This window comes from Pseudomonas sp. Wu6 (assembly GCF_019891515.1).
GTDB lineage: Bacteria > Pseudomonadota > Gammaproteobacteria > Pseudomonadales > Pseudomonadaceae > Aquipseudomonas > Aquipseudomonas orientalis_A.
Genome location: NZ_JAFLXH010000037.1, coordinates 51165 through 68453 on the forward strand (window position 1 = coordinate 51165; position 17289 = coordinate 68453).

The window sequence follows — 17289 nt, forward strand, 5'->3', positions numbered from 1 at the left end:
CTTACGCTGAGGGGATAGGCCGTGAGTTCTGATATTGCGAAAATACTCCGCGAAACTTTATTGGACCTTGGCGTACCCCAGGAACGCCTCGGCTCCTTTGATCGCCACTCCTCGATCGCGCTTAACTTTAAAACCATCAGCCCGATCATGCTCACTGCCGACCGTCATGGGGTGTGGATGTGGAGTGAGTTGAAAAATCTGAACAGCGCCACGCTGAATATCCATGCGGAAAAACTGCTGCTTTCACTGCAACACGCATTGCCATCGGTGGTGACCGGCCAGCCGGTGTTGGGCAAAGGTCTGCGCGGTTACGAAGTCAAAGCCCTGCTGGACGACGCGTGCACGGGGTCGGCCAAAACATTGCAGATTGCGTTGGATGGTTTTTTCAACCTGATGACATCGCTGCACAGCATTTTCAAATAAACCGTCGCAACGACGCTCGCCGCCTTATTCAAAGGTAGAGGCAACCACTATGCTGATCAATAATGATAACGGCTCCAGTGCTGCGGCCCAATTGCAGGCCAACGCTGGTAACCGGGTATTGAAGAATGTCGAGTTTGTGAAGAACTTCGACTCCATAAAAAACAAACCTATTGAAGTCACTTCCAACGCCCTGCCTACGGTCACGCTCAAAGCCGACGGGCAAGAGCGCCCGGTCAGTTTTCTGTACGGCGGCCCGCAGGTCGCGCAAATCAGGAACGGTGCTATTTATAACGCCGTGATTGACAGTGATATCGTTGAAAAACACTCCCAGGATCGTATCGCGCCGGGCAAGGCGTCCATCAAGGATGGCGCGCTGAGCCTGGGCTTGAACAGGTTCAGGATCGCGGGGCCGGCTGAAACCGAAACCCAGAAGATCCTTACCCGACTGCGCGGCCTTATCGATCCGGAGCAGCGTAGAGCCGAGCTGACCAAGCTGGTCGCCAACGGCTCGCCGCACGCAGCCGACGGTTCGATGAGGCTGAAAATGGTCAACGACCCGGTGCGGCGCGCGTTCGAAAGTTACTATGCCAAGCATGCCCTGCAAGATTATTTCCGTTCGCCGGACACCTATAAAACCTTTGTCGCTATCTCAAACAATCAGGTCAATTACATCAAGGACAACTACGTGTCTGCGCCGTTGTTCGAGAAATACGAGGCGGCTTGGAAGAACCAGCGTTTCGACACGAGCATCGAGGGTTTGGATCAACTCCAGGGGTTCTATACGCGTGCCGAGAAAACCCTGGAGACCTTGAATATCTCGCCCGAGGCCAGGACGGCCTTGTTTGATATCTACAAACACCGTTATTTAAGTTACGCGCTGAGGAATGAGCCGGATGTCGCGGCAAAACTCCCTGCGGGCCATTGGGACAGTGTATTTGATCCCATCAAGGCACCCGGAAAAGGCCGTATTGAACTCAACGCCCGAGAAGGTAATTTGTTCCGGCAGGCAGACAGTCATAACGTCGGTATTTTGCGAAATATCGATGCGACCCCCCGGGACTTGCGCCTGAATGAGCCGTTCAATATCAAATATGAAAGCGATTACCGGAGCCAGTTGCTGGCCGGCGCCAGCACCCGTTGCCCCGACAGGCTTGAGATGCAGGATCCCGAGCATCCGGATGCATCCAAGCCGGGTTCTTATGTGAAGGCTTTGTTTGAAAAAGGCACGGGGACTTACGTTAACGGGCCGTCGGGTTCGATTGTGATCGAACAGGGGGCGGTGCGTGCCTGCAAGGATGTGCATGCCAATACCCGGCCGGACGACCTTGAAGCCTATTTGGCCATTCAATCCGCGCTGTTCATTTACGTGGATGGCGGGCATTCGATGGATGAAATTTCATATGCGCTGGCCCATCCGGCTGTACGCGGCAAATTGCTTGAAACGTTCCCGGGAAGGCCCGGCTTCGAGCACATCGGCGATAGGCTTTTCATGAATGACAGCGCCCTGGAAAACGCCGCCAGGGACGCCGGGGTCTTCAATGAGGTGCTCAAGGCCAAGGATGCCGTGCATCAGCACATCACCCATGGCAACCCGGCGGGCCAGTCCGCTCAGGCGACCACCAAAGCGTTGGCGTTGGCACAGACTGTCGCGGCGCGAAACGTGCTCTACAAGCCCGGCGACGTCTTGACTCAAGAGCTGGCCGGTGCCGCCAGCGTCTTGCACCGTGTGGTCTCGAACCTGAGCCCGCAGCATCAGGGCACGTTGGGCGCTCATTTATTGGGGGAAGGCAGGCTGTTGGCGGGGAAGACAACGGATGACTTGCTGGCAGCATTGGCGCGCGCCGGCAGCGGATCGGCAAGCGCCACCGATAGAGCGGTGGCCATCGCATTGATGGGCGATATCGGCGGGTTTTACACCACCCCCGGCAACGCGGACCAGGGACTGATGACGGCGCTCAACCGGCAGCTCCAGGCACAGGGGCTGCAAGTGCCGGATGCCGCCGCCGTCCAGCGCATGCGCGAGCACGGCGGCTCTGCGGCGGTAGGCCCGGATAAGCGCGCTGAACGAAAAGTCCGTTCGTTCGATTCGCCTGCCCACATGCCTTTTCGGGCAGGCGTGCACAACAGCGGGCTGGAGGCGGATAAAGCGCTCAATGTGCCGGCATCCGAGCGTATTCCTGATAATCGCTGGGCGGTTTTCGATATCGGTACGGCCCGCATCAAGGAAACTACCGAGCCGCTTGTCGGGCATATGTCAGCCTCGCCGGCCGAAATTTTGCAGACCTGGGACATGCTGCGCGGGGTGAGCGCGAGCGATCAATACGTGGGCGCGCTGCCCGCTCGGGACGGTAGCGGGCTCACGCCTATGTCGGATTTGACGCCGGCCGAGCAGGAGCAGCGTTATGCGCGTGCGGCTGGGACCGGCGCGTTTTTGGTCGGCTTGGGTTATCACAGCGCAGTCGAAGTGCTTGAGGGAACGTTGGTTTATACCGGGCAGAGCATCAGAGGCGAAGGCACACTGGACCCCTCCCAGCGTGACTCCGCGCATGTCTTCGGGCACGGAGCGGCCACCGAACTCATGAGCGAATTATTCAAGGCCGGTACCGCAACCTGAGGAGCGGTCGGTTGCAGGCGCCGGCTCGCCAGCCGCCGCAACCGATCGACAAATGACGAGATCAGACACGACGATGGCGTACTCAGGCTACTTTGGCCCGGCGCAGCACCCTTAAGGTGAGGGGTATTGGTCGCCCGAGAACAACAAAAACAATGAATAGCCTAAATTCCAACGATTCCAACGGTCAGTTGGCGCAGGGTTTCAAGCCGCGCCACGTCACCATGTTGTCCATCGCAGGCATCATCGGCGCGGGGTTATTTGTCGGTTCCGGCCATGCCATCGCGGCGGCGGGGCCGGCGGTGTTGCTGGCGTATCTGTTCTCCGGCCTGCTGGTGGTGCTGGTGATGCGCATGCTCGGAGAAATGGCGGTGGCGCGTCCCGACACCGGTTCCTTTTCTACTTACGCCGACCAGGCCATCGGCCGTTGGGCGGGCTTCACCATCGGCTGGTTGTATTGGTGGTTCTGGGTGTTGGTGATTCCGATCGAGGCGCTGGCTGCCGGTTATGTACTCAATCAGTGGTTTCCCCAGGTCGATGCGTGGCTGTTCGCCTTGCTGTCGATCATCCTGCTGGTGATCACCAACCTGTTCAGCGTGGCCAAATATGGTGAGTTCGAGTTCTGGTTCGCGATGGCCAAGGTGATCGCCATTATCGGGTTTATCGGCCTGGGATTCAGCGTGCTGATGGGCTGGGTGCCTGATCACCAAGCCAGTGGCTTGAGTCGGTTGATGGAGGAGCACGGTGGTTTTGCGCCTAACGGTTTGTCGGCGGTGGTCGGGGCGTTTATTACCATCATGTTCAGTTTTATCGGTACGGAGGCGGTGACCATCGCCGCGGCCGAATCGAGTAATCCGGCGCAGAACATCGCCAGGGCGACACGCTCGGTGATTTGGCGCATCGGTGTGTTTTACCTGCTGTCGATCTTCGTCGTTATCTCCGTGGTGCCCTGGAATGACCCGTTGCTGGCGTCCGTGGGTTCCTATCAGCGCGCGCTGGAATTGATGAACGTCCCCAACGCCAAATTCATGGTCGACGTGGTGGTGTTGATCGCCGTTGCCAGTTGCATGAACTCCTCGATCTACATCTCCTCGCGCATGCTGTTCTCCCTGGGTAAACGCGGCGACGCGCCTGCGGCGCTTAAACGCACCTCAGCCGCGGGCGTGCCCAGGGCGGCGGTGATTGCCAGCACCATCATCGGCGCAGGGGTGACGCTGCTGAGCTACTTCATGCCCGCCGGTCTGTTCCAGTTTCTGCTCGCCAGCTCCGGTGCCATCGCGTTGCTGGTGTACCTGGTCATCGCCATCTCGCAACTGCGCATGCGGCGGATGCTGCTCAGGCAGAACGTCGAGCTGGCCTTTCGTATGTGGCTGTTTCCCTGGCTGACTTACCTGGTGATCGTGTTCATCTGCGCAGCATTGGCCGTGATGATGGTGACACCGGAACACCGCACGGAAGTGTCCTCAACGATTGGCCTGGCCTTGCTGATCTCCTTGATCGGCGTGGTCACGGCGCGTCAGCACGGGCAGTCGGCCAAGGCCATTGTGGTTGAGCCCTCTTGATCACGCGTGCGGAGTACTGTGATGGAACCTGACGCGCCTGCCTGCAAGACCCTCGGCTTTTTGCTGCTGGACCAATTCACCCTGATATCGCTGTCCTGTGCGGTCGAGCCCTTGCGCATGGCCAATCAACTGGCCGGTGAGGAACTCTATCGCTGGCGCACCCTCAGCCTTAACGGTGAACCGGTGTGGGCGAGCGATGGCGTGTCGGTCACACCGGATGCGGTGGCGCATGAACAGCGCGACCTGGACGCCGTGATCGTGTGTGGCGGCGTGGGCATCCAACAGGCCGCCACAGCCGCGCATATCACCTGGTTGCGCAACCAGGCGCGTCTGTACTGCAACCGCCTCGGCGCGGTGTGCACCGGCAGTTGGGCGCTGGCCAGGGCGGGCTTGCTTGATGGTTTCCAGTGCAGCGTGCATTGGGAACTGATGGCCTCCATGCAGGAAGCCTTTCCCCGTGTCACGGTCAGCGCCAGCGTCTTCTCCCTCGATGGCAACCGCTTCACCAGTTCGGGCGGCACCGCGCCGTTGGACATGATGCTGCACCTGATCGGGCGCGATCACGGGCATGAACTGTCGGCGGCGATTTCGCAGATGTTTGTGTACGAGCGCATCCGCAACGAGCGCGACACCCAGCGCGTGCCGCTCAAGCATCTGCTGGGCACGCAACAGCCCAAGCTGCAGGAAGTGGTGGCCTTGATGGAAGCCAACCTGGAAGAACCCATCGACCTGGATGAACTGGCCGCGTTCGTCCAGGTATCGCGGCGCCAGCTGGAGCGCATGTTCCAGCGCTACCTGTACTGCACGCCGTCGCGCTACTACCTCAAGCTTCGCCTGACCCGGGCTCGCCAGTTACTCATGCAGACCCCTATCTCGATGGTGGAGCTTGCGGCGATCTGCGGCTTTGTGTCCACGCCGCACTTTTCCAAGTGCTATCGGGACTTCTTCGGCGTGGCGCCCAGTGACGAACGCTCGGACATGCGCCTGCGCCTGCCGATTGCGCCGCGCCCTGTGGCCAAGCCGGGGGCGCCGGCCAAACCCAAGAACATACTGGAGCAGGCAAGGGAAGAATCGACGTTTGCCAGTGTGAAGCTTCAGCGGCGTTGAGGTGGGGGGCTGCTGCGCGATAGCCCTGGCTCAGGCGGCCAAACTATCGATTATGCCGCCGCTCGCCATTACCGCACCCGCGTGCGACTCTGCACCGCCAGGTCCAGCGCCTTTTGCATATCCAGCCGCGCCGAGCGCCCCACATCCTTGTCATTGAGCTGGTAATTGCGCTCCGACGGCAGGATCGGTGCCGTGAGGTCCTGGGCGTCGCTGCGTTCGAAGTCATGGTTATCGCCGATCGCCAGGGCGCTGCGGCGCAACAGCGTGCGCAACTGTTCGGGTTGCAGCTGCGGGTTGATCGACAGCATCGCCGCCAGCAGGCCAGCGACCATCGGCGTGGCGTAGGAGGTGCCGCAATGCACGGCGCCTTCCTGGTCGGCGCCCGTTGTTGACGCGTGAGCGCAGGCGGCGGCGGTGATGTCGACGCGCATGTCCACGTTCGAAGAGCTGCGCGTGACGGCGTAGGCGGGATCATCGACGGCAACGTCGTCGCGCTCATTGCGCTGGTGCCCACCCACCACCAGCAATTGCTCGGTGACGAAGGAGGAGGGCAGGCGGTACTCGTCGCTGCCCGAGAAGGCCGAACCGTTACCGGCGGAGTTCACCACGATCACGTCGGGGTGTTCCTTGCGCAGCCACAGGAAAAACTCTTCGAGCAGTTCTTCGTAGCCGCTCATGGCTATTCCCGAGCGCACCAGCGAGTCGACGTCATGGCCGTTGACGTCCTTGGTGCCGACGCGATGAACGCCCCAGCTCCAGTTGAGCACGCGCACGCCGTCCTCCACGAGGTTGACTGATGCGGCGATGTTGGCGGTGATTCCGGCATCGGAGTTGCGCTCGACAATCACCTCAAAGCCCCCGCCGGCCTTGTCCAGGCCACGCAAAAAGCCGGTATTGCCGCCGTTGTTCCAGCCTGCTGCGAGGATGCCGGCGACGGTGGTGCCATGGCTGTCCGCCGAACCCGTATCGCCCGCGTAGACGCAGGTGCGTCGGGGCGCGCAGGCGCCCAGGTAGTCAGCGAAATCCGCCGTGTCGAAATCCACCCCGCGCTCGATCACCCCGATGCGCACCGGTTGCGGCACGATGGGCGTGTGCTGGCCCGGGATGCGTCGCTGGTAATAGGCCACCGCATCGAGAAAGCGGTTGGCGGCCCATTCATCGGAGTCGGGCGCCGGCTTCTTCGGCGCCTCACGGCGAGGGGCGGCGTGCTCGGCTTCTTCGGCGGCGGACTCTTCGATGACCACCGCATCGACGCTGGTCTCGCTGCCCAGGCGCAGCACCAGGGCGTCGCGCTGGATCAGGTCGGTGGCGGGCAGGCGCAGTTGAAAAACGTTCAGCGGCGCGATACTGCCCACCACCGTCGCCCCGTATTTGCGCGCCAGGCGCTCGGCTTCCTGGCGGCCATCCTGGTCTTCTTCGATCAGTACGCTGACCAGATCGACATAGGTGGTCAGGCCGTCCATGTTCTTCGCCACTTCGCTGGGCCCGGCGGCCACTACCTGGCTGTTGCGCAGGCTCAGCCAGGCGGCATTGCTGGCGCGCGGGCCGTCTTCGAGCCACAGCGGGCCGCTCTGGTAGCGGCGGCTGTCCAGGCGCAGGCGCAGGTGGTCGCCGTCGCGCTGCACGGCGTCCTGCGGCAGCACCTCGCCGCCCAGTTTCAACTGCGCGGTGGCATCGCCCATGCCGCGCACGCGCAGGCACCAGTCCTGCTGTTGGTCTTCCAGCAGGTCACCGCAGCGTTTCAGCTGTTCCAGACGCAGCGGTTCCTGGGAGGCGAGCGCCGTACCGGCGGCCAGGCTCAACAGCAGTGCGAAAGCAGCAGGGTTCAGAGGCATCAGTGGGTTCCTTGCCGGGGCCTGATAGTGCGACTGCGCCATCCGCCCCTTCGTTCAGCGTAACCCCGTTGAACTCCCCCTCAAAAGACTCACTCATAACTGACGAGGGACTGCACATGACGGATGTGACAATGACCCAACCACACTCCACCACCCCTGGCGCGCTGTTCGAAACCGACCTGCCCGCACGCCTGGACCGCCTGCCCTGGGGCCGCTTCCACACTTTGCTGGTGTTCGCCCTGGGCATTACCTGGCTGCTCGACGGTCTTGAAGTGACCCTGGCCGGTTCAGTGTCCGGTGCGCTGAAAAGCAGCACGGGCTTGAATTTCAGTAACGTTGACATCGGCCTCGCCGGTGGCGTCTACATCGCCGGCGCGGTGCTGGGTGCGCTGCTGTTCGGTTGGCTCACTGACCGCCTGGGCCGGCGCAAACTGTTCTTCATCACCCTGTGGCTCTATGTGGGCGCCACCGCCGCCACGGCGTTTTCCTTCAACCTGGAAAGCTTTCTGCTGTTCCGCTTCCTCACCGGCATGGGCATCGGCGGCGAATACACGGCGATCAACTCGACCATCCAGGAATTCACCCCGGCACGCTATCGCGGCTGGGTCGACCTGACCATCAACGGCACCTTCTGGCTGGGCGCCGCCCTCGGTGCCGGCGGCGCCATCGTGCTGCTCGACCCGCAGATCGTCGGCGGCGACCTCGGCTGGCGCCTGTGCTTCGGCATCGGTGCCGCGTTGGGCCTGGTTATCCTGGTGATGCGCCTGTGGTTGCCGGAGAGCCCGCGCTGGTTGCTGATCCACGGCCGCCACGCCGAAGCACAGCGCATTGTCGACGGCATCGAGGCGCGCCTGCGCGAGCAGGGTCATGCGCTGGCACCCGTCAGCAGTCCGCCGCTGCGCCTGCATGCCCGCGACCACACGCCATTGGCGGAAATTTTCCACACCCTGTTCGTCAGCTATCGTCGTCGCGCCCTGGTCGGCATGACCCTGCTCACCGCCCAGGCATTTTTCTACAACGCGATCTTTTTCACCTACGCGCTGGTGCTCACCGACTTCTACCAGGTGCCCGCCGAGCACGTCGGCTGGTACGTGCTGCCCCTTGCCCTCGGCAACTTCTGCGGGCCGCTGCTGCTCGGCCGGCTGTTCGACGTGATCGGTCGGCGCGTGATGATCAGCTTTACCTACGCCACCTCCGGCGTGTTGCTGGCGCTCAGCGGCTATGCCTTCCAGCAAGGCTGGTTCGACGTGACCGAGCAAGCCATCGCCTGGATGGTGATTTTCTTCTTCGCCTCGGCCGCAGCGAGTTCGGCGTACCTGACCGTGGCGGAGACCTTCCCCCTGGAGATACGCGCGCTGGCGATTGCCGTGTTCTACGCGTTCGGCACGGGGCTGGGCGGGATCATCGGGCCGACGTTGTTTGGCGAGTTGATCCAGACGCAGCAGCGAAGCAGCCTGTTGATCGGCTACCTGATCGGCGCGGCGCTGATGCTCATCGCAGCGGTGGTGCAGGCGATCTGGGGCGTGGCGGCTGAGCGCAAGGCCCTGGAACAGGTGGCGCGGCCGTTGTCGCAGGCGGCTGGGTAAGGGGGCATTTCAACGGTGGTTGTTTACAACTGTTAACGGTTTTCGCGGGCTATTCGATTTAGGCTGTGGTACGCGAATCCCATCTGCTACAGAGCGCATTCCCATGAACCTGCACGCTATCGCCGCCACGCTTCTCGTTTTCGCTGCCGCCCAGGCGCACGCCGCCACGCCGATCACCCATGTGGCGATCTATCGAGGCCCGGCAGGCTGTGCCGACTGTTCGCAAAACGTCAAAGCGGCGCTGCTGCGCCTGGACCCGCATTACCAGATCGATTTTGTCGGCGCCGATGAACCGGTCGACATCACCCCGCAAACCCTCGCGCGCTACGACCTCTACGTTCAACCGGGGGGCGGCCAGGACATCCCGGCCGCGCTGGACAGCCTGGGCGATGCGCGCGCCGATGCCATCCGCGATTACGTCGCCGGGGGCGGGCGCTACCTGGGGTTGTGCATGGGCGCTTACCTGGCCGATGACAACAACCTCGGCTTGATTACCCAGGACCTCGACAGCGAAGCAGGCCGGCCAGGCTTCGAAGTGAGCGGCATCGAAGACGCCGCCGTGCGCGTCACCTGGGACGGCAAGCCGGATACGGTGTTCTACCAGGATGGCCCGTACTTCCCCAAGGCCACCTCGACCTCTGCCTATACCACCCTGGCGACTTACCAGAACGGCGACGTGGCGGCCGCGCGTTACACCTATAAAAAGGGCGTGGTGGTGCTCAGCGGACCCCACCCCGAAGCCGGGCAGGCCTGGTTCGAGGACGCCGACATCCCACTGGACAAGATGCCGCGTGGGAACCTGTTCGGCACGCTGATACGCAGTGTGCAAGAGTAAGGCTTGCTGGCCCGAGCGCGCCTAAAGATCGAGCCCTTTAGGTCGATAACCTCCATGAACCCGCCAATCATGGACCGATAGAAATGGCACTTTCCGTCAGCGCTGCCCATTTAGCCCCAGCCAATACGCGTCTTGCGCCTTCCGAGCAGACACTCACGCCCCAGGCGCCGTCCGAGGCCGCCGGCCAGGCCTTGGCAAACGCCGGCCCGGCGGCCGTCTACCATCCCAGCGAAGCCGCCCAAACCCTGCGCGAACCCGTGCAGGTCATAGACGTCTGGGTCGGCCGCTCCGAATCGCCTGAGTTTCCTCGCTTTGCCGAGCGCTTCAATGGTGCACAAGCCGTACTGAAAAGCGCCTTCACCGCATTCGAATCAACGTTGGCCAGCACCGCACCTGACCTGGCCGCAACCGATTACGGCTTTACCGTCGAAGCCGACGGCCGCCTGAAAGTGCTCGACAAGGCCGGTCAGCTGGGCGAAGCGAACATCAAACGCCTCACCGTTCTGCTCAACGGCTCCGCTGAGCTGAAAACTGCCGCCGTGGCCTACCGCGACGCCACCATCGACATGACGGACGCGGGCTCGCCCTGGTCCGGCAGTGTCATGGGCTACTACAGCGTGACCAACGAAAACTTCGCCAAATCCATCGACCTGGCGCCGATGCTCAGAACCTATGACCCGTCGGATCTGACGGATATCAAGGACCGGTTTTTGGTGACCCAGTTGGCGTACAAGGGGGAGCGGGCGACGGAGGAGACGGAGAGGGCGATGTATGAGCGGCGTGGGTGGAGTCTTCAGGACTGAGATCGTCAGTACGAAAACTATGTCGCTTATTTGATTTTCTCGGCGGAGGAAGTTCTTGAGGTTGACGACTTAAGGGCGCAGCGCGGGTGGTGTGAAACTATTCGAGATCAGTTCAAGTACCACGCGCTTTATCTGAACAGCCCTATGGCTAATGCCAGTCAGTTAAGCGAACACCACCCTCTGTAGGAGCGAGCTTGCTCGCGAAAAACGTCAACGATAACGCGTGTTTCCTGAATGAACACGGTGCCTGTGAGTTTTTCGCAAGCAACAGCCAGGCGCCCCCTCGCTCCTACAAAAAGCCTTAACTGGCTGGCATTAGCCGAAAGCGGCCCCTTTCTTCGCCAGCCGGTTTACCATGCTCGCCCCGGCAGTGGTTACACGCGCTACCGACCTCATTCTTAAAGGTACCGCCATGTCCATCGACCAAATCTCCCTGCCCAAAGGTGTAGGCCTGCACGCCGCAAAACTCCTCGACGCCATCACTGGCGCTGCCACCCACGAAGAACTCAACCGCGCCGGCGGCAAGGCCGAAGGGTTTGTGTTGGGCCTGGAGTCCACCAAGGCCATCAAAAGCCAGATCGCCGAGTCGTTGTACGTGGCCTACGATGATGCGGCGAGCAATCGTGCCGGTGAGTTGAAGGGCTGAGGGTACGACGGTCCTGATGCCGGTTTTTCCGCCACCAGGGCCCAGCTCAGAGCAACGCTCAGGTTGTTTGCCGATCCTTGCAGTCCACGGCCAGTTCGGTGAGGGCGATCATGCGCTCGTAGCGCACAATGATGAACTGCACATAGCAGCACATCACGAAGAAAAAGGTATTGATCGCCGCTATCGCCAATAGCCACTCCATATGCTCAGTAATGCCGACGCTGACCAGCATGGTGTCCAGGCTTGAGAGCGCGACAACGAGCGCCAGCAAGCCGGGGAGGATACCAACCTTCTCCAGCGCGCCCGTCACCATATGCGTGCGTTTTTCCAGGCTGTCGCGCTCGCTTTTCAGTTCCAGCGCACCCAGCTTCAGCGTCTCGCGCGAGAGGGCTGCCAATTGCGGTAAATAACGGGCCTCTACCTGCATGAGCGTTTTGACGTTCAACTCCAGCAAATTGGCGAAGGGCGCGGTGAAGACTTTTTTCAGCGAGTCGCGGTAAAGCAACACCCCCAGCAACGGGTAGAAAAACATTGCCAGGTAAGATAGCGCGATCAGTCCCGCACTCACGTTGTACAACAAGTAGGTGTGAGTCCATTTACCAATAACGGTCAGCGGTATGGCCAGAATCGATGGCCCGACCAGGGCAAACCAGAAGTAGGCCCTGTCGAGCCGGGCATCCTTGCCTGCCCGACTTTGCTGGCGTTTGCTGCGCAGCGCTTGTTTGTAGGTTCGTTCGATCTCGGCGTTGATCTGCAGGTATTTTTCGATTTCCGTGGTCACTGGCTTTCCTTCATGCCTGCTGGGGGATATGCGTTTGCGCCCCTCTACGCTTAAGTAAATCTATAATAAAAGGCCCATTCCTCTCTCTCACAGTACTCTGGAAACAGTATTGGCCTGTCGTTGATTAAGTCTTTATAACGTGCCTTTTTCAGTTTTTTTATTGAATTTCCATGTTATATATTTTATTAAAATCCCGCCAAAAATTTTCTGCCATGTGTTCTTGAATTCAGCGTGAATTTTCAGTTCAGTACTACACTTTAGAATTTCCTCAAGTTTTTCGTAGTGATATACGCATTTCAATCGAACTAATTTTTTGGGTTCGATTTCGGTTTTTTCAAAGTCGAAATCCTGCAGAAGTACTGAGTGAGTTTCGCCGCACTCACAGGGAAACTGCATGGGGCTTCCCAGATTCTCAAGTAGATAAAGATGCAGAAGGGTCTTTTTTTTGTCGGTCATATTGTGCTCAGTTGATATGTGGGTGATTGCATTGTGTTACGGGTTAGTCTGGGTTATTAAATAAATCTGTTCGGTTTTTGCTGTTGCTAAGAATATTTGCACTTATTTTGCTAGATCAGGGCAGAGTATCGATTTTTAGTATTGTCTAAACTCAGGTTCACTAGCCTTCCAATGTCCGAAGCTTTTCCTCGAAGTAGCGGATTTGTGCAAAGTCTTCGGGGTCGACCTGTCTGAGTATTTGCAGCGCTTTTGTATAGGCCTCGCGCGCTTTGGCGGTGTCACCTTCAGCCTCGTAGACTCTTGCCAGGTTGAAGTAGCGCAAAATCACTTTGGGGTGGTTCTCTCCGAACGTTGCGCGGTCACTGTTCAGCGCCTTGGTCAGGTAGGTTAGCGCTTTGTCGTACTGGCCCAGGCCGCGATAGGCGTCGCCGAGGTTGTTCCAACGGATGGCGACCGTCGGATGCCGGGGCCCGTGCAGGGCCATGTCGATGTCCAGTGCCTGCTGAAAAAGCGGCAGTGCGGCCTGGTGGTTGCCCTGGAGGTTATAGGCATTGCCCAGGTTGTTCAGTGACACGGCGACCGAAGCGTCGTGGTCTCCCACTATTCGCTTTCTCAGCGCGAGATTTTTGCGCAGGTTTTCGAAGGCCTCTTCATATCGGCCCAATTTGCTCTGAGCGGTACCGATGTTGTTATAGGTATCGGCAATCAGCAGGTCATCTGCGCTCAGAACCGCGAGGCGCATTTTCAAGGCTTTTTCATAGTAGCCCAGGGCAATGTCCAGATTGCGTTGTCGTTCGTGTAAATAACCGAGGTTGTTCCAGTAGGTCGCCTGTTGTGCGATGGATACCTGGCCATTCTGTTTAGCCGCCTCCAGTGCCTGGGTAACCAGGCGGATCGCGGTGCGGTCATCACCCCGCGCGGACACTGCCAACGCCTTGATATTCAACACTTCGGGGTTGGCCGGATCGGTTTGAAGCACGCGATCCGCTTCCTCAATCGTCGCCCGGTATTGTTGCGCTTCGAAGAGGCTTACCGCTTTGTCGCTCGCTGCCACTGTGGCGGCTTCGGCGCAACACATCATGACGAGCAGTGACCACGGTAATAGAGCTTTCAGTCCATGAAGGTGCATGAGGGGCCTTTCAACGATCCGTTATTTGCAGTGATGCTAAGACGCTCATGGTTTACAGACAAATTTAAATGTCTGGTTTGGAACGGCGCAGCTGCATTTGGGGAAATTGGCTCAGCTTCGTGCGTGTGCGGGGACATGCGCTTGCGCCTCTTCAAGCCTCAGTAAAAATCATAATAAAACGCCCATTCCCCAGTCTCGACGTGCTTCCAGAACATCAGGCTCCCATTGTCGACCACATTCAGATTGATCTTCGCATCCGACGAAATCTGGAAGACAAACTCAAAGCCTTCGCCCGGATCCACCCCTGACTGGCAAAACGACGGATAGCCGCCAATTTTGTGTTCGTAGGTGTGAGTGACCAGGTCGTAGTAGCTCTGCAGTTCGCCTACGCGTTGCAGCTCGAGTATCGCCTGCTCAACATCAGCCGGTACGCCGCCGCCATCCCACAGCGGAAAATCTTCCGGCACGACCTGGGCGTTCAGCGCGAAGGCTTTGAGAAACGTACCCTCCACCGGCAGCACCTTGCGCACCAACATATCCTGTGGCCCGTATTCGCGGATCACCCAATTGTCGCCCATGGGCTCAAAGGGTTCGGGAAATGGATTTGAAATAAATACCGTCACCACACGCACTCCCGTTAGTAACGGGCTGATAAAGGGCAGGGCGGGCAGGTAGAACTGGGCATAGGGCAGCAACGGCTGCCCTGCCTGATTGACCGGCACGCCTTCATCGGGACTGAACAGGAAGACGTTGCCTAGCCAGCTTTCTTCGTCAGTACCGAGAGGGCGAAAGCCCCCGGCGGTGAGTTTCAGTGTGGGACGGGCCAGGTGGTGTTTGATTTGGTGGAGGTCCATGGGGGAGGCGTCCTTGCTATCAGGTATTAGCTAGGCACTCAGGCGTGCCGTCACTTCATTCAACTGTCCGGACAACCCGTGAAGGTTGTGGCTTGCCGCTTCGGTGCGCTGCACATTGTCCAGGTTGGTACTGGCAATCGAGGTGATTTCGGTGAGGTTGCGCGAGATATCTTCGGCCACAGAGGTTTGCTCTTCGGCGGCGGTAGCAATCTGACGGTTCATGTCGCGAATGGCTTCCACCGCATGGGTGATGCGCTCCAGCATGACACCGGCCTGATTCACTTGCGCGACACTTTCTTCACTGCGCGTCTGGCCGCTTTCAATCGCCTTTGCCGCGTCTTCCGCGCCGGTTTGCACGGTCTGGATGATCTGATTGATCTCGATGATCGATGTCGCCGTACGCTGAGCCAGGCTGCGCACCTCGTCTGCGACTACCGCAAAACCGCGTCCGGCGTCACCTGCACGGGCCGCTTCGATCGCCGCGTTCAGTGCCAGCAAGTTAGTCTGCTCGGCGATGCCGCGAATGACCTCCAGCACCTTGCTGATGCGACCACTGTCGGTTTCCAGGCGACGGATCACGGTGGCGGTGTTGACGATCTCGCCACGCATCTGGGTGATGGTGTGAATGGTGTTGCTCATGACTTTTTCGCCCTGCTGCGCCGACTGGTCGGCATCATCGGCCGCCCGTGCGGCATCGGCCGCATGACGTGCCACTTCCTGGGCGGTGGCGGACATTTCGTTCATCGCCGTCGCCACTTGATCGGTACGGTTGAACTGCTCGTTGGTGCCGCTGGCGATGAGGCCGGCGATGGCGCTCAGCTCGCCACTGGCGCTGTCCAGGTCATTGGCGCTGCGCTGCAGGCGGCTGAAGGTTTCGGCAAGAAAATCGCGCAGGGTGTTGGCGGCCATGGCCAGTTTGCCTAACTCGTCTTTACGGGCACTGGCCACGCGTTCGGCAAATTTGCCTCGGCTCAGCTGCTCCACGTAGTCGATCAGCTTGCGGATGGGGTCAACCAGGTTGCGGTTGATCAACCAAAGGCTCAACAGGCCGATCAACAGCCCGGAGGCGAGCATCACGGTAGTCCCCAATATCACCGTGCGATCGGCTGCTGCGCTGATCAGCGCCGATTGCTCGGTGCCCTGCTGACGCAGTTCGCTGACCAGCTCACTCATCTGATCGCTGGTCGCGCGGTCCACACCTTTGACGGCGGCGTCGCCTGCGGTGGGGTCCGCCCCGGCGGCGATATAGGCATCGCGACCTTTTTGGTAGGCGCTGCCCAACTGACGGTGTTCGTCACGCAGGCGTTCGATGCGGGTCTTGAGTTGGCCGTCCAGGCCTTTCTGGCTGGCCAGTTCGCCGAGGATCCCCTGTACGTCGCGCTGACGGTCTTCGAATTGCTTCCAGTATTTATCCAGGTCCGCCGGCTGCTTGCCCCGTAGCAATACGTTTTTCCACTCCTGAACCTGCACCTTGAATTGCAAGTTGGCCTCATCGATCAATTGCGAAGTGTGCAACGGACCTTCGATCAGGTTGGCGTAGTTTTGCACGCCGTTGGACAGAAAATGAAAGCAGGCCAGGGCAATCAGCAATATCGCCAGCAGGCTGGCGCTCAGCAGCGTGAGGATTTGGGCTCTCAGGGATTTTTGCAGCATGGGTTGATACTCATGACAGGTTTGAGGTGCGCCGGGTTGGGCGTGAAAAAGACGTCCAAACTTCCCTGTCTGCGGTATCGGTTGGCGGCTGTGGCCGCGCAAGCTATTAGCCTTGTCATCGGCGTGGTAGAGCGGTTCTTGAGGGGAGTTCGACCGGCGGCGTTAGGAATTTTTGTTGTGTTTCCCTTGGAGATATCCTGTTGTTTGGAGTTGAGATGAAGGGCGGCTTTCGGCCAAAAGCAGTCGCTCAGGTGAGACCGTTTTCGACCCTAAGCAGTCGGTCTCGGTCAGCTTGAATAAGGCAGCAAGAAACGGATAGTAAGTGCTGGACGAATTCCAGCCTGATACGACTCCAACTAATAGGAGTTTAACCATGGCGTTTCGTATAACTGGCCTTTCCCCCGAGCCATTCCAGTCACTGTTTGGATTGCCCGACCAAGAGCTAGCATCTCTCGGGATAAAGCGTTACATGGTCGACAGCAACCCAGGCTTTCCTGACCGTATCGAAATAAAGGATGCAGAGCTAGGTCAGAGTGTGCTTTTACTCAACCATCTCTCTCAGCCAGCCGAGACGCCATACCGTGCCTCACATGCGATCTTCATAAGGGAGTGGGCTACGCAAGCTTATGACGCAGTCGATCAGATACCCGAGTCTATGCGAATCCGTCTGCTATCACTTCGTGCATTCACTGATGATGGGATGATGCTCAATGCCGACGTCGTAGATGGAATAGCGATAGAACCTGTTGTTACTCGGATGTTTGCTGATCCAGGGGTTAGTTACATTCACGTTCACAATGCCAAGCAGGGTTGCTACTCCGGGCGAATAGATAGGGCGTAGTCGCCGCAGTCTCGATGGCTCGTTCCGCTTTCGACTTTTCTAGTCACCAACTTTCCGCTATTGGCCGATTTCTGCCTGTCGTAGCGGGCAGTAATCGGCCAGAACCGGATGTTTAAAGCTGGGGCAATGAACTCGTCGAATTTCTTCCCGCTTTAAGAGTTTGCCGA

Annotated in this window: 15 protein-coding genes; 9 read left to right on the forward strand and 6 right to left on the reverse strand. The window is 59.4% G+C overall.

The window, feature by feature from the left end:
* Positions 1–21 precede the first annotated feature (21 nt).
* The 4 genes from J1G34_RS22055 to gbdR all read left to right on the forward strand — a co-directional run bounded on the left by J1G34_RS22055 (position 22) and on the right by gbdR (position 5703).
* Entirely contained in the window at positions 22–423 is a 402-nt protein-coding gene (locus J1G34_RS22055; protein ID WP_065884205.1) for an InvB/SpaK family type III secretion system chaperone, read from the forward strand.
* Between the two features lie 49 nt (positions 424–472).
* A complete protein-coding gene (locus J1G34_RS22060; RefSeq protein WP_139113400.1) occupies positions 473–3037 on the forward strand; it encodes a hypothetical protein in 2565 nt (854 codons plus the stop codon).
* Positions 3038–3189: 152 nt separating this feature from the next.
* Positions 3190–4596: an amino acid permease gene (locus tag J1G34_RS22065; protein WP_104503802.1), complete on the forward strand. Its 1407-nt coding sequence runs from the start codon at positions 3190–3192 to the stop codon at positions 4594–4596.
* A gap of 21 nt (positions 4597–4617) precedes the next feature.
* Positions 4618–5703, forward strand: a complete 1086-nt coding sequence (gene gbdR / locus J1G34_RS22070; protein ID WP_222994633.1) for a choline metabolism transcriptional regulator GbdR — start codon at positions 4618–4620, stop codon at positions 5701–5703.
* Between the two features lie 68 nt (positions 5704–5771).
* Here gbdR and J1G34_RS22075 read toward each other — a convergent pair whose 3' ends face one another.
* Positions 5772–7538: a S8/S53 family peptidase gene (locus J1G34_RS22075; RefSeq protein WP_222994634.1), complete on the reverse strand. Its 1767-nt coding sequence runs from the start codon at positions 7536–7538 to the stop codon at positions 5772–5774.
* 131 nt (positions 7539–7669) lie between these two features.
* Between J1G34_RS22075 and J1G34_RS22080 the strand changes: the two genes are divergently transcribed.
* The 4 genes from J1G34_RS22080 (at position 7670) to J1G34_RS22095 (ending at position 11408) form a co-directional block, all read left to right on the forward strand.
* Positions 7670–9124, forward strand: coding sequence for an MFS transporter (locus J1G34_RS22080; protein ID WP_065895501.1), 1455 nt, complete (start codon positions 7670–7672; stop codon positions 9122–9124).
* 103 nt (positions 9125–9227) lie between these two features.
* Positions 9228–9959 (forward strand): BPL-N domain-containing protein, encoded by a 732-nt coding sequence (locus J1G34_RS22085; RefSeq protein WP_065895502.1) that lies wholly within the window; start codon positions 9228–9230, stop codon positions 9957–9959.
* An 83-nt stretch (positions 9960–10042) separates the two neighbouring features.
* Positions 10043–10762 carry a hypothetical protein gene (locus J1G34_RS22090; protein WP_222994635.1) on the forward strand — a complete coding sequence of 240 codons (720 nt, stop codon included), beginning with the start codon at positions 10043–10045 and terminating at the stop codon, positions 10760–10762.
* A 412-nt stretch (positions 10763–11174) separates the two neighbouring features.
* Positions 11175–11408: a hypothetical protein gene (locus J1G34_RS22095; protein ID WP_222994636.1), complete on the forward strand. Its 234-nt coding sequence runs from the start codon at positions 11175–11177 to the stop codon at positions 11406–11408.
* 58 nt (positions 11409–11466) lie between these two features.
* Here the strand turns inward: J1G34_RS22095 and J1G34_RS22100 are convergent, their stop codons facing one another.
* The 5 genes from J1G34_RS22100 to J1G34_RS22120 all read right to left on the reverse strand — a co-directional run bounded on the left by J1G34_RS22100 (position 11467) and on the right by J1G34_RS22120 (position 16281).
* Positions 11467–12189 (reverse strand): hypothetical protein, encoded by a 723-nt coding sequence (locus J1G34_RS22100; RefSeq protein WP_222994637.1) that lies wholly within the window; start codon positions 12187–12189, stop codon positions 11467–11469.
* 132 nt (positions 12190–12321) lie between these two features.
* A complete protein-coding gene (locus tag J1G34_RS22105) occupies positions 12322–12645 on the reverse strand; it encodes a hypothetical protein (RefSeq protein WP_130139215.1) in 324 nt (107 codons plus the stop codon).
* Between the two features lie 160 nt (positions 12646–12805).
* Positions 12806–13774 carry a tetratricopeptide repeat protein gene (locus J1G34_RS22110; protein ID WP_065895506.1) on the reverse strand — a complete coding sequence of 323 codons (969 nt, stop codon included), beginning with the start codon at positions 13772–13774 and terminating at the stop codon, positions 12806–12808.
* 158 nt (positions 13775–13932) lie between these two features.
* Positions 13933–14628: a DUF1963 domain-containing protein gene (locus tag J1G34_RS22115; RefSeq protein WP_222994638.1), complete on the reverse strand. Its 696-nt coding sequence runs from the start codon at positions 14626–14628 to the stop codon at positions 13933–13935.
* Positions 14629–14658: 30 nt separating this feature from the next.
* Positions 14659–16281 carry a methyl-accepting chemotaxis protein gene (locus J1G34_RS22120; RefSeq protein WP_222994639.1) on the reverse strand — a complete coding sequence of 541 codons (1623 nt, stop codon included), beginning with the start codon at positions 16279–16281 and terminating at the stop codon, positions 14659–14661.
* A gap of 469 nt (positions 16282–16750) precedes the next feature.
* Between J1G34_RS22120 and J1G34_RS22125 the strand changes: the two genes are divergently transcribed.
* Positions 16751–17122, forward strand: a complete 372-nt coding sequence (locus J1G34_RS22125; RefSeq protein WP_225927072.1) for a DUF1203 domain-containing protein — start codon at positions 16751–16753, stop codon at positions 17120–17122.
* Positions 17123–17289 lie beyond the last annotated feature (167 nt).